Here is a 12,677-nt window from a genome sequence, read left to right on the forward strand (position 1 = left end):
AGACTTCCTCCACACCTACAACCACCACCGCTGCCACACCGCACTCGACGGACACCCGCCCATCACCCGCGTCAACAACCCTGCAGGTCAATACACCTAGCGGAACACCGAGGGCGGGGGCTGCGGGGAGGCCGTCGCCGTGGCGTCGCGGACGGGTGCCGCGCCGCCGGTGAAGTCCGCCAGGGCCCGGCCGTGCTCCACCCGGCCCGGGTGCGGGTCACTCGCCACCCGCCGGGTGAACTCCGCCACCGGAAGCTCCCCGTCGGAGGCGACGAGCACCGCATTGCCGAAACGTTTCCCCCGCCAGACGACGGGATCCGCGGCCAGCGCCAGCCGCTCGAACCGCGAGGCCGCCGTCGCCACCTGCCCGCGCAGGTGCGCCAGCGGCGGCCCGTCCGCCAGGTTGGCCACGTACCACCCGGTGGGCGACAGGGCCCGCCGTACGTCGTCCAGGAACTCGGCGCTGGTCAGGTGCGCCGGGGTGCGCGCCCCGCTGAACACGTCCGCGATGACCAGGTCCGCCCAGCCGTCCGGCACCTTCGCCAGCCCCGCCCGCGCGTCCGCCGTCCGGACGCGGACCCGCGCCTGCGGGTCCAGCGGCAGGTGTTCCCGTACGAAGGCCACCAGGGCCGCGTCGAGCTCCACCACCTGCTGCGCCGAGCGGGGGCGGGCGGCGGCGGTGTAGCGGGCCAGGGTGAAGGCGCCGCCGCCCAGGTGCACCACGTTCAGGGGCTGCCGGGCGGGGGCGATGAGGTCGATGAGGTGGCCGATGCGGCGCTGGTAGGCGAAGTCCAGGTGCCCGGGGTCGTCCAGGTCCACGTGGGACTGCGGGGCCCCGTCGATCAGCAGGGTCCAGGCCCGGGTCCGCTCCCGGTCCGGGGACAGCTCGGCGAGGCCGCCGCCCACCGGGGCTTCGACCGGTTCGGCGGCCCCCCGCCGTCCCGCGTCGCGGTTGCCGCCCTTGCCCCTGCCCGTACTGCTGCCCTTGCCTGCCACCCCGCCATTATCGCTGGCCAGAGGTTCACCGGCAGTTGTCGGCCGCCTCGATCAGCCGGGCCGCCTCGCCGAGCGCCGCCCGCAGCACCTCCGGATCGGTGACCGGCCCCACGGCCTCGGGCGGCAGCAGCCAGCCCGTGCCGCCCGCGGTGGGCGCGCCGGCCAGGTCGTCGAAGCGCATCCCGCGGCCGTTGGTCTGCGTACAGGCGCTGCCGGGCAGGTCCCAGGCATCGGCGGTGCCGGGCGGGACGAGGAAGCCCAGGGTGTCGCCGGAGCCGTCGTGCAGCACGGGCCCCACCGCGGGCACGGCCCGCCCGGCGCCACGGCGGATGATGTCCACGGCCTCCAGCCCCTGGCGGACGGAGACGGTCACCAGGTCCGGGGCGAGGACCTCCGGAACCTGCACGGTGAGGGCGATCGCGCCGGCCTCGGGCGCGGTGTTCGTACCAATGCTGTCCATGCCGGTCTCCACCAAGGGGAACCCCTCCTCGATCCGTATCCGCATGGGTTCAACGCGGCGAAGCGTCAACAGGTGCGGCGGCAAGACGCCGCAAAGGATGGCAGTTCATGGCGGATCGCGGGTGAGATATCCGTTTTGTAGCCAAACACCGTATGAAGCCCCCCTCACCGGCGGTACGTTCATGCGCGCCGGAGCGCTCGACTCCGGGGCGAGCGTGTCCAGAGAGGCAGCGTCCATGGCGGCGTCACCCCACTCACCCAATTCCAGCTTCCGGCGGCTGCGCGGAGCCCACTCCCCCGCCGAGTTCGCGGCCATGGTGCGCCGGGCCGCACGCGAGATCGGCGAAACGGTTTCCTGCGACGCCCGCTACATCGGCCGCGTCGAGTCGGGCGAGATCCGCTGCCCCAACTACGCCTACGAACGGGTCTTCCTGCATATGTTCCCCGGCCGCACCCTGGCCGACCTCGGCTTCTCCCCCCGCGAGGCGGTCCGCGGACGGGCCGCCCAGCGCCCCCGGCCCGCCCCGGCCACCTTCACCCACCCCATCCACCGTCCCAAGGAGAGCGACGTGCTGCGGCGCGCCTTCATGGCGGGCGGCTCCGCGACCGTGGCGGCCGCGACGCTCAGCCTCACCCTGCTCGGCGACAGCCGCCGGATCCCCTCCCGCGCCGGCGAGGCCGAGGCCGCCGCCGTCGAGGACGCCGTACGCCAGATCCGGCTGCTGGACGACCGGCACGGCGCCGACGCCCTCTACCGCCGGGCCGCCCAGCCCCTGCGCACCGCCTACGCCCTGCTCGACGCGGGAGCCACCCGGCAGTCCACCGAGGACCGGCTGCACTCGGGGGCCGGGGAGCTGGCCGTCTCCGTGGGCTGGCTGGCCCACGACTCGGGCCGCTTCGAGGACGCCCGCTCGCACTACGCCGAAGCCCTGGCCACCGCCCGGGTGGCGGGGGACGCGGGCCTGGAGGCGCACGCCTTCAGCAACATGGCCTTCCTCGCCCGGGACTGCGGACGCCCCCGCGAATCGGTACGGGCCGCCCAGGCGGGCCTGCGCGCGGCCCGCCCGCTGGGCTCCCCCCGGCTGCTGGCGCTGCTCGCGCTGCGGGAGGCCGGCGGCTGGTCGGGGCTCGGCGACCGCAGGGCCTGCGAGGAGGCCCTGACCCGGGCGCACGCCGAGTTCGCGCGGGGGGCCTGCGCCGCCGACCCGGAGTGGATGTCCTTCTTCGGCGAGGCCGAGCTGGAGTTCCTGGAGGCCCGCTGCTGGGCGGCGCTCGGGGAGTACGCCCGCGCCGCCCGGCACGCCCGCCGGGCCTCCGACCTCCAGGACCCGCACTTCGCGCGGAACGTGGCCCTGTACACCGCCGAACTCGCCGACGACCTGGCCCGCGCCGGGGCCCCCGACGAGGCCGCCTGGGCGGGCGGGCGGGTGCTGGACCTGCTGGCGGAGGTCCAGTCGACCCGGATCCGCTCCATGCTCGCGGGCACCGCCCACACCCTGGTCCCGCACCAGCGCTCCCCGCGCGTGGGCGCCTTCCTCACCCGTCACGCCCAGGTGTAGGCGCGCCGGCTACCCCTCCAGGTGGCCGGTGTCGTTCCAGCGTTCCAGGGCCGGGTCCCCGTACGCCCAGCCCAGGACCGACAGGGAGGTGGGGTCCAGGCGGATGCGGGCGCCGAAGGACGCCTCGAAGCCCAGCCAGCGGGCGGCCAGGGTGCGCAGGATGTGGCCGTGCGCGAAGAGCAGCACGTCCCGCTCGGCCGAGCGGGCCCAGGCGATGACCTCGTCCGCTCGGGCCGCCACCTGCGCGACGGACTCGCCGCCGGGCACCCCGTCGCGCCAGATCAGCCAGCCCGGGCGCACCGCCTGGATCTCGGCCGGGGTCATGCCCTCGTAGTCGCCGTAGTCCCACTCCATCAGGGTGTCCCACGGGTCCGCCCGCACCCCGAAGCCCGCCAGCTCGCAGCTCTCGCTGGCGCGGACCAGCGGACTGGTGCGCACCTCCAGGCCGCGCAGCGAGACCCAGGGCTCGCCGGCGAGGCGCTCGCCCAGCCGCTTCGCCCCCTGCCTGCCCTCCTCCAGCAGGGGCACGTCGGTGCGTCCGGTGTGCTTGCCGAGCAGGGACCATGCCGTCTGGCCGTGGCGGGCCAGCAGGATGCGGGGGGCCATCTGTGTTTCTCCCGGTCCGTGGGGGTTCACGTGGGATGCGCGAATCCGTCGTCCGTCCATCATCGCCGACGTGAACAGCGGGCGGCCCGGGCCGGGCGCGGAGGCGGGAACGGGACCGTTTCAGCCGTAAGTCCACGATTGTCAGTCGCGGATGGGACACTTCCGCCCGTGAGCTCCTACCCGCCCAGCGGCCCGCCCCCGACCACGACACTGCGGCAGCGGCTCGCCGGCCTGCGCGGCCCCGCCGTGCCGCCGCGTCCGCTCGACGCGCGGGCGCTCGCCGCGCTCGCCGCCAACCCCGGCTGCGGCAGACGGGCCGTCCTCGACGGCGCCGGGGTGGACAAGACCGCCCTGGCCGCCGCCCTCGGTACACCGGCGACTTTCGGCCAGTCGCAGTTCGCGATCATCCGCGGGAACTCCTTCGAGGCCAAGGTCAAGGGCGACGGCGGGGCCGAGCTGCTGCGCCTGGTCCACGCCCGTCTCGGCGCCGGCGGCGAGCCGCCCGGGCCGGACGCCCGGGTGCCCGACCTGACCGCCGCCGGACCGGAGGGCCGGGCCGCCCGGACGGCGCTGGCCCTGCGGGAGGCCACCGCCGCGCGGACGTGGACCCTGCTGGACCATCCGATGCTGGCCCTGGAGGTGGCGGGCACCCCCGCCTACCTGGAGCCCGACGCCGTCGTGGTGCACCCCGACGGCCGCTGGACGGTGGTCGAGATCAAGTCGTTCCCGATGATCGACGGGGCCGCCGACGCCGCGAAGGTGGGGGCCGCCGCCCGGCAGGCCGCCGTCTACGTCCTGGCCCTGGAGCAGACCGCGGGGAAGCTGGCGGGGGCCGTCGTGGACCACCGGGTCCTGCTGGTCTGCCCGAAGGACTTCTCCAACCTGCCCACCGCCGAACCCGTCGACATCCGCCGCGAGCGGTCGGTCACCCGCCGCCAGCTGGAGCGGCTGACCCGGATCGAGGAGCTGACCGCCGGCCTGCCCGAGGGGCTCTGCTTCGACCCCGCCCGCCCCGCCGAGGAGCTGGCCGAGGCCGTCTCCGCCGTCTCCGCCGCCTACGCCCCCGAGTGCCTGGCCGCCTGTGAGCTGGCCTTCCACTGCCGGGAGCGCTCCCGGGACGCCGGGGACCCCGCCGCGCTGGGCAGGTCCGTACGCGGTGAGCTGGGCGGGCTGGCCACCGTCGAGGAGGCCCTCGCCGCGGCCTGCGGGGCGGGGCCCGACGGGGATCCCACCGCCGAGGCGCTGCGCCAGGCGGCCCGGCTGCGCGCCGAGGCCCTGGAGCAGGCCGCCGCCGAGGAGCAGGCCGCCACCCGCCCCCCGCACCAGGCCCCGGAGAGCCCGTCATGCCCCTGCTGAGCACCCTCGCCCGGCTGGAGGCGGTCCGCGCGGGCCGCGCCCGGCCGCTGGCGACCGTACGCCACCGGCACCTGAGCGCGCGCCCGCTGGTCCTCGTACCGCTGACCACAGCCGGTGAGGCCGGGGCCCCGCTCGGGGCGATGCTGGGCACCGACCGGCACGAGCCGCGGATCCTCGTCATACCGCAGCCGCGCGACCGTGACCTGCGCTGGCAGTTCCTCGGCGAGCTGGCCCGCCTGCTGATGCCGTACATCGAGTCGTACACGGATGCCGTCGAGCCCGCCGAGCGCACCGAGACCGACCCGGAGACGGGCCGCAAGACCAAGGTCGAGGCCGAACTGTGCGTGGACGCGCCGCAGATCGTCGTGCCGAGCCGGGCGGGCATCGAGTACGTACGGCTGCTGGGGCGTTCGATGCGGTTCCGCCGCACCGCCGAGGAGGACCCGGAGAACCCCTACCCGGCGCCCGCCCAAGTGCCCCTGCTGGGGCGCTGGTTCACCCACCTCGCCGAGCGCTCCCGGGTGCCCGGCTCCTCGATGCTGCTGTCCGCCACCGACCTGCTCTCGCGGCACTGGGCCACGGGCCAGAGCAACCTGGAGGACCAGCACCTGGGCTCCCTGCTCGGCTGGATCGCCCCGCCGGAGGGCGTGTCGGGCGCCGAGTGGGCGCTGCGGGTGGAGCTCGAACGGGACCGCGACGGACAGCTGTTGTTCCCGCCGGCCGGCCCGGCCACCGACCCGGCCTTCGACAACAAGCTGCTGGCCCCGGCGATCGCCCGGTTCGACGCCGCCCGGGCGGCGGGCGGGCCCCGCGACGGGGACACCGTGCGGCGGGCCGAGCAGGAGGTCCGGCGGCTGGTCGCGGACCAGATGCGGCACACCTGGTCGCAGACCTGGGAGGCCCTCGACCTGCTGCGCGCCCTGCCGCCGGGCGAGCGGACCGAGGAGCGCTGGACCCGCGACCGCTGGTCCTTCACCGGCCACCGCGACCGGGTCCGCGCGGGCGAGCCCCCGCAGCCGCGCCGCGACGACGCGGTGACGGCGGCCCAGAAGCTGGCCACCCGGGAGACGGAACAGGTGCGCCTCGACGCGCAGGAGGCGCTGGACGACCCCCTGGTCATGGCGGGCCGGCGGTTCGCGGGCGAGGCGTTCGCCGGTGAGGTCACCGAGGTGGTGATGGAGTGGACCGAGGGCCGGCGGCCCCGCCCGCGCCCGCTGCTGACGGTGGCCACCGAGGACCGGCCGCAGCTGGCGGACGAGGGCGGCGGCCGGGTGTACCGCTCGCTGGACGGCCGCCAGCAGGCGTTCGAGTTCGTGCGCCGCGAGGAGGACGGCCAGCTGGTGCTGCGCGTCCTGGACAAGATGGGCGCGGGACGGGAGCCGGTGGCCGGATCGGTGCCGGAGAAGGGCGACCGGGTGTGCTGGACCCTGTTCGAGCATGACGCGCGCGGCGGCCCGAAGCTGCCCGACCCGGAGAACACCCCGTGGACGCACGGCGGTCCGCCGGGATCCGCGACCGCCCCCGCCCTGGACGCCGTGACCGACGAGGACCTCCTGTGACCACCGCCTTCGACCCGGGCGCGGCCGCCGACCGGGCCACCGCCGCCATCCTCCACGACACCCTGCACGGCACCGAGCGGGGCGTGGTCGTCGACTCCCCGCCCGGGGCCGGGAAGTCCACCCTGGTGGTGCGTGCGGCCCGGGAACTGGCCGCCGCGGGGCGCCGGCTGATGGTGGTGGCGCAGACCAACGCGCAGGTGGACGACCTGGTGCTGCGGCTCGCCGCCAAGGATCCGGAGCTGAAGGTCGGCCGGCTGCACAGCAGTGAGGCCGACGCCTACGACCCGGCGCTGCGGGAGCTGCCCTCGGTCACCCTCTCCGCGAAGCCGGCCGATCTGGCGGAGCTGCCCGTCACCGTCGCGACGGCCGCGAAGTGGGCCTACGTCCAGGCGGAGCCGTGGGAGCACGCGATCGTCGACGAGGCGTACCAGATGCGCTCCGACGCGCTGCTGGCCGTGGCCGGGCTGTTCGAGCGGGCGCTGTTCGTGGGCGACCCGGGGCAGCTGGACCCCTTCAGCGTGGTCGGGGCGGAGCAGTGGGCCGGGCTCTCCTACGACCCCTCCGCCTCCGCGGTCTCCACCCTGCTGGCGCACAACCCGCAGCTGCCGCAGCACCGGCTGCCGGTGTCGTGGCGGCTCCCGGCGACGGCCGCGCCGCTGGTCTCGCGCGCCTTCTACCCGTACTCGCAGTTCCGCAGCGGCACCGGCCCCGGTGAGCGGCGGCTCGCGTACGGGGTCCCCTCGGACGGCTCCGGCCCGGACCGGGTGCTGGACGAGGCGGCCGAGGCGGGCTGGGGGCTGCTGGAGCTGCCCGCCCGGCACACCCCGCGCACCGATCCGGAGGCCGTCCGGGCGGTGGCGCTGGTGGTCCGCCGGGCCCTGGACCGGGGGGCGGTGACCTCGGACGAGCAGACCCCGGCCCCCGTCCCGCTGACCCCGGCCCGGATCGCGGTGGGCACGGCCCACCGGGACCAGGCGGCGGCCGTGCGCTCGGCGCTGGCGTCCCTGGGCGTCGCGGGCGTCACGGTGGACACCGCCAACCGCCTCCAGGGCCGCGAGTACGACCTGACGGTGGTCCTGCACCCGCTGTCGGGCCGCCCCGACGCGACGGCCTTCCACCTGGAGACGGGCCGGCTGTGCGTGCTGGCCTCCCGCCACCGGCACGCCTGCGTGGTGGTGGCCCGGGCGGGCATAGCGGAACTCCTGGACGACCACCCGTCCACGGAACCGGTCCAGCTGGGGACGACGATCAAGTTCCCGGACGGCTGGGAGGCCAACCACTCGGTCCTCTCCCACCTGGCCGAACACCGCGTCACCTGGCGGCCGTGAGCCGGCGCCCCGCAGCCGCCCCCGCACCCTTGCGCGGCATTGGACAATGGAGGGTGGCCCCCGAGAACCCCGTACGCGCAGGAGGATACGCATGGCAGAGCCCGAGCGGACCCAGCGGAGGCAGCGGCCGGCCCCGCTGCTCTTCGAGCCCTCGGAAGCGGTCGCGGACCCCGAGCACTTCTTCGACCTGGAGTCCATCGAGGACCCCCGGGAGCTGCTGACGCGCGCGACCGAGCTGACGCTGGCGTTCCGGGCCGCGCAGAACCGGGCGGAGGAGTTCCAGGCCCTGGCGGCGGCGCAGCTGGCCGATCCGCGCCGCTTCGACCGCCTCTCGGCGTCCGCGATCGCCGAGGCCGCGGAGTGGACGGAGGACTACGCCCGCCGCATGATCGAGTTCGGCGAGGACCTCCAGCGGGGCGCCCCGGCCGACTCCTGAGGGGCCGGGCCGTCCACGCCCCCGGCATATGCGGCGCGCAAGATAGCGCAGCCAACCCGCCCGCGTCCCGGTTTTCGGTAACTCGTGGGAATCGGCACATCACGCGCGGTAGACATTGGCATATGACGATCCTGACGACGGCCGCCCCCCGCCCCGCCCTCGACGGCATCGACGCGCGCACCGCGCCCGCCACCCAGGTCACCCGCCAGGGAGCCGCCTGGCTGGCCTCCGCCTCCGCGCGGCCGGGGAACACCCTCGACGCGTGGGAGGCGCGGCCCCACGCGCCCGCCGTACTGCCCTGCGGGACCGCCTTCGACGTCGTCAACGTCCCGCTCGTCCTCGGCCGGCGCATGCTCGACCTGCTCTGGGAGCGCGGACCCGGCTCCGGGCCCGCCGCCGTGCACCGGGGGCGGATGCTGCTCTTCGCCTCGCCCGGTACCGCCCAGCGGCTCCCCGCGCTGCTCGCCTGGGAGGAGTGGGGTCCCGGCGCCCCGGCCCCGGCGCCGCTGTGCCACGGCCACGGCGACGCCGTCATGGTGCCCCCGCTGCGGCCCGCCGCCGGTCCCTCCCGCTGGCTGGTGGCCCCCGACACCCGGCTGCCCTGGCTGCCCGGCCCGGACTGCCTGCTGTGGGCGTTCCTGCACGCCACACGGGGGCCGGCCCCGGTATCGATTTTTGGTTCGGCTCAATCGCCTGCTAATGTCTACGACGTCAGCAGGCGCCGCTAGCTCAGTTGGTTAGAGCAGCTGACTCTTAATCAGCGGGTCCGGGGTTCGAGTCCCTGGCGGCGCACAGCGGGAGAAGGCCCCCACTCATCGAGTGGGGGCCTTCTTCGTTGCCGCGCGAGGGCCGGGCCGGGTCAGGTGGTGATCTTCACCGTGTACGCGCCCGACGGCGTCCGGTCCGCGACCTCGATCGTGATCCGCTCCCCCGGGACCGTGAAGGTCTCCCCGACCTCCAGCGGCGCGTCCGCCAGCGGCGGGTACACCGAGCGGTCCCAGCACGCCTCCGTGCGCGGGTGGCCGTCCACCACCTCGATGGGGCCGCCGCCCGAGGCCGCCTCGTTGCGGACCCGGTAGACCAGGACCCCCTCGGTGCAGGTGTCCCCGTCGTTCCCGGCTGAGCCGCGCGCCTCGACGGCGATGGCGCTGCCGGGGCCCGTACGGATCACCGCCAGCCGGGTGCCGCCCGTGCCGCCGGGCCGGGTGGGTTCGGAGAGCGGCTGGAGGGTGTGCAGGGAGGTCCCGGAGCGGACGCAGTCCACCTGGGAGGGGTCCAGCCAGCCCAGCTTCCACTTCTGCCAGCCGAACAGGTCCGGGGCCATCCCGAACTGGCTGCCCATGACGTCCCAGTCGCCGACGTAGGTGTCCCAGTCGCCCTTGCCGTCCGCGGGGCGGTGGTAGAGGTCGGGCAGGTCGAAGACATGCCCGGTCTCGTGCGCCAGCACGTTGCGGTCCGGGGGGTGCCGCTCGAAGACGGTGACGATCCGCCGCAGATCGGTGCCGTCGGCGCGCAGGGGGCGGTCGAAGTTGACCACCTTGGTGGCGTCGGAGTCCACGCCGGGGGCGTTGGGGTCGGCGACGAAGTAGACGATGTCGTAGGCGCTGAAGTCCACCTGCGGGTCGGCGGCGGCGACCGCGTCGCGCAGGTAGGCGGCCCGGGCGTCCGGGGCCCAGTCGCGCTGTATCCCGTACGCGGCCGACGGCCGGGGCATCGGGATCCACTGCTGCTGCGGGTGCGGGACCAGCCGGAAGCGGCCGTACGAGGCCCGTTCGAAGAAGTCGCTGGTGGCGGGGAAGTAGTCAGCGGTCAGTTCCCCGGGGGTGACGGCGGGCTGGTGGTCGGGGAAGGAGAGGAAGACCATGACCGCGTTCAGCGTGCGCACCGGCTTGGGGTAGGACGCGTTCCAGGTGTCCAGGCCGAGGGAGTGGTGGGCGGCCGTGCGGGTCAGCGCGCAGGGGCCGCCGGGGGCGGAGCCGGCGGCCACGGCGGGTCCCGCGACGAGCGACATGGCGGCGAGCGCCGTCATCGAGGTGAGGATGGCCGCCGTACTTCGCATGCGGGAGTGGTCCACTCCCCCGGGTGTCAGCTGACGCGTCACATCGACCTCCGGTAGTGGATTCGTCCTGTTCCATCCACCTTGAGGTGATTGTCTTACTTATGCACCGTTCCCCTGCCCCACACGAGTGAGCACTACGGCAAGCCGGTGACCCCCGGGGTGGACGCGCCTCCTTACGGATCGTCACGAACGGTCACCGGAGATCAGAGTCGGGCGCGCCGCGCGCACAGATGCGCGGAACCGGTCGCGCGGCCCGGGCCGACACGGCGTCAGCGAAGGGCCGATGGCGCGTCAGCACGGCGACGGCCCGTGCCCCACACGGCGACGCCGCTGGATAGGGCCCCCGTCAGCCTCTATGATCGGCACACTTTCCTGCACCGAACACTCACGAACACTGCGGGAGCCAACGGTGAGCGGAAGCTCAGAGGGAACCGGTTCGGCGGCCGACAGCATCCGATCGGCCCTTACGGAGCGTCACCCAGCAGTGCCGGCGGTGCCGGGCATGTCGGCACCGCCGGCACGCGCCAGAGCGGCCGACGCCAGAGCAGCAGACGTCAGAGCGGCTGAGGTGATCAGCGGCGGGGCGGCGGCCGGACCGGGCGACTACCGCGCCGCCTTCGACGCGGCGCACCTCGCCATGGCCCTCGTCGGCCGCGGCGGTGACGTCATCGCCGCCAACCGGGCCCTCGCCACCCTGCTGGGCGGCGAACCGCACGAGCTCGCCGGCCAGAGCGCCGCCGACCTGGTGGACCTCGCCGCGGAGGCCCGCACCTGGCAGGCGTACCAAGAGGTGCTGCGCGGACGGCAGGCCCGGTTGCGCTGCACCCGGCGCCTGAAGCACCCCGACGGGCACTCGCTGTGGACCGAGGTCACCCTGGGCCCGGTCCCCGGCACCGCCGACGTCCTGCTGTCGGTCGCCGACATCAGCGACCGGCGCGACCTCCAGGCCCGGCTGCGCCACCTCCAGATGCACGACCCGGTGACCCGGCTGCCCAACCGGGCGCTGTTCTTCGAGCGGCTCTCGGCGGCCCTGGAGGCGTCCGCCTACGGCAGCGGCGGCACCGGCCGGATCGGCCTGTGCTACCTGGACCTCGACGGGTTCAAGGCCGTCAACGACACCCTCGGCCACCGGGTCGGCGACCGGCTGCTGAGCGCCGTCGCGGCCCGGCTGACCCACTGCGCCGACCAGAGCGGTTACGGGCGTTCGGGCGGGCACCTCGTCGCCCGGCTCGGCGGTGACGAGTTCGCGCTGCTGGTCGAGGACTCCACCGGCACCGAGCAGCTCACGGACCTGGCGCGCAGCGTACTGGCCGCCGTGCAGGAGCCCTTCGACCTGGCAGGGCAGCGGCTGTCGGTGTCCGCGTCGATCGGCGTGGTCGAGCGGGACGCGGCCGGGACCTCGGCGACGGGCCTGATGCAGGCGGCGGACACGACCCTGTACTGGGCGAAGGCGGACGGCAAGGCCCGCTGGACCCTCTTCGACCCCGAGCGCAACGCGCACCGGATGACCCGGCAGGCGCTCTCCAGCTCCCTGCGCCCCGCGGTGGAGCGCGGCGAGTTCGCGCTGGAGTACCAGCCGCTGGTCGACCTGGAGAGCGGGGTGGTGCGCGGGGTGGAGGCCCTGGTGCGCTGGAACCACCCGCAGTTCGGCACGCTGACGCCGAATCGGTTCATCGGGATCGCCGAAGAGGACGGCTCCATCGTGCCGTTGGGCCAGTGGGTGCTGCGCACGGCCTGCCGGCAGGCGCGGCGCTGGCAGATCGAGCAGCCCAGCGACGCGCCGGTGTTCGTGTCGGTGAACGTCGCGGTGCGTCAGGTGTGGGACTCCGACCTGGTCGGCGACGTCGCGGAGATCCTCGCCGAGACCGGGCTGGCCCCTCAGCTGCTCCAGCTGGAGCTGACGGAGTCCGCGGTGATGGGCTCGGCGGGGCGGCCGCTCCAGGCCCTCCAGGCGCTCAGCGACATGGGCGTGCGGATCGCCATCGACGACTTCGGCACCGGGTACTCGAACCTGGCCTATCTGTCACGGCTGCCGGTGTCGGTGCTGAAGCTGGACGGATCCTTCGTGCGCGGGTTCCGCTACGACGAGGGCACGCATCCGAACCCTGCCGACGAGACCATCGTGGAGGCCCTGGTCCAGCTCGCCCACCGGCTGGGCCTGACCGTGACGGCCGAGTGCGTGGAGACGGCCGGGCAGGCGGCCCGGCTGCGGCGGGTGGGGTGCGACACCGGGCAGGGCTGGCTGTACTCGCGTGCGGTGGCCCCCGAGCGGATCGCCGAGATGATCAGCGCGCGCCCGGGGGTGCGGCACAGCTGACG

At 75.0% G+C, this 12,677-nt stretch carries 11 protein-coding genes, 1 tRNA gene and 1 pseudogene; 9 read left to right on the top strand and 4 right to left on the bottom strand.

Annotation, left to right across the window (positions count from 1 at the left end):
• Positions 1 to 100 (top strand): annotated as a pseudogene (locus ABZ716_RS23450) (IS481 family transposase); the annotation flags it as partial.
• Here the strand turns inward: ABZ716_RS23450 and ABZ716_RS23455 are convergent.
• Complete coding sequence (locus tag ABZ716_RS23455) at positions 97 to 996, bottom strand: fused MFS/spermidine synthase (protein WP_358961460.1); 900 nt, start codon at positions 994 to 996, stop codon at positions 97 to 99. The pseudogene ABZ716_RS23450 and the gene ABZ716_RS23455 overlap by 4 nt on opposite strands.
• Positions 997 to 1,021: 25 nt before the next feature.
• Complete coding sequence (locus ABZ716_RS23460) at positions 1,022 to 1,456, bottom strand: hypothetical protein (RefSeq protein ID WP_358810094.1); 435 nt, start codon at positions 1,454 to 1,456, stop codon at positions 1,022 to 1,024.
• Positions 1,457 to 1,691: 235 nt separating this feature from the next.
• Here ABZ716_RS23460 and ABZ716_RS23465 point away from each other — a divergent pair, with 235 nt between their 5' ends.
• Complete coding sequence (locus tag ABZ716_RS23465) at positions 1,692 to 3,014, top strand: tetratricopeptide repeat protein (RefSeq protein ID WP_358810095.1); 1,323 nt, start codon at positions 1,692 to 1,694, stop codon at positions 3,012 to 3,014.
• A gap of 9 nt (positions 3,015 to 3,023) precedes the next feature.
• Here ABZ716_RS23465 and ABZ716_RS23470 read toward each other — a convergent pair whose 3' ends face one another.
• Positions 3,024 to 3,620 (bottom strand): histidine phosphatase family protein, encoded by a 597-nt coding sequence (locus ABZ716_RS23470; RefSeq protein WP_351885245.1) that lies wholly within the window; start codon positions 3,618 to 3,620, stop codon positions 3,024 to 3,026.
• A 168-nt stretch (positions 3,621 to 3,788) separates the two neighbouring features.
• Between ABZ716_RS23470 and ABZ716_RS23475 the strand changes: the two genes are divergently transcribed.
• From ABZ716_RS23475 to ABZ716_RS23500, 6 genes are all read left to right on the top strand, one after another.
• Positions 3,789 to 4,976 (top strand): hypothetical protein, encoded by a 1,188-nt coding sequence (locus tag ABZ716_RS23475; RefSeq protein ID WP_358961462.1) that lies wholly within the window; start codon positions 3,789 to 3,791, stop codon positions 4,974 to 4,976.
• A complete protein-coding gene (locus ABZ716_RS23480; RefSeq protein WP_358961465.1) occupies positions 4,964 to 6,535 on the top strand; it encodes a hypothetical protein in 1,572 nt (523 codons plus the stop codon). The genes ABZ716_RS23475 and ABZ716_RS23480 overlap by 13 nt, the downstream gene beginning before the upstream one ends.
• Positions 6,532 to 7,863: an AAA domain-containing protein gene (locus ABZ716_RS23485; RefSeq protein ID WP_358961467.1), complete on the top strand. Its 1,332-nt coding sequence runs from the start codon at positions 6,532 to 6,534 to the stop codon at positions 7,861 to 7,863. Before ABZ716_RS23480 ends, ABZ716_RS23485 begins: the two co-directional genes overlap by 4 nt.
• 91 nt (positions 7,864 to 7,954) lie before the next feature.
• Positions 7,955 to 8,299 (top strand): hypothetical protein, encoded by a 345-nt coding sequence (locus ABZ716_RS23490; RefSeq protein ID WP_351885234.1) that lies wholly within the window; start codon positions 7,955 to 7,957, stop codon positions 8,297 to 8,299.
• A 122-nt stretch (positions 8,300 to 8,421) separates the two neighbouring features.
• The gene (locus ABZ716_RS23495; protein WP_358961470.1) at positions 8,422 to 9,027 is read left to right on the top strand and encodes a bifunctional DNA primase/polymerase; all 606 of its coding nucleotides are present in this window, start codon (positions 8,422 to 8,424) and stop codon (positions 9,025 to 9,027) included.
• Positions 9,018 to 9,091 (top strand) — tRNA-Lys (locus ABZ716_RS23500). Before ABZ716_RS23495 ends, ABZ716_RS23500 begins: the two co-directional genes overlap by 10 nt.
• 67 nt (positions 9,092 to 9,158) lie before the next feature.
• Here ABZ716_RS23500 and ABZ716_RS23505 read toward each other — a convergent pair.
• A complete protein-coding gene (locus ABZ716_RS23505) occupies positions 9,159 to 10,358 on the bottom strand; it encodes a M6 family metalloprotease domain-containing protein (RefSeq protein WP_358961473.1) in 1,200 nt (399 codons plus the stop codon).
• A gap of 355 nt (positions 10,359 to 10,713) precedes the next feature.
• Between ABZ716_RS23505 and ABZ716_RS23510 the strand changes: the two genes are divergently transcribed.
• Positions 10,714 to 12,675 (top strand): EAL domain-containing protein, encoded by a 1,962-nt coding sequence (locus ABZ716_RS23510; protein WP_358810101.1) that lies wholly within the window; start codon positions 10,714 to 10,716, stop codon positions 12,673 to 12,675.
• The last annotated feature ends 2 nt before the right edge of the window (positions 12,676 to 12,677 follow it).

The sequence above is a fragment of the Streptomyces sp. NPDC006687 genome, from assembly GCF_040636215.1.
In the GTDB taxonomy this organism is placed as follows: Bacteria; Actinomycetota; Actinomycetes; order Streptomycetales; family Streptomycetaceae; genus Streptomyces.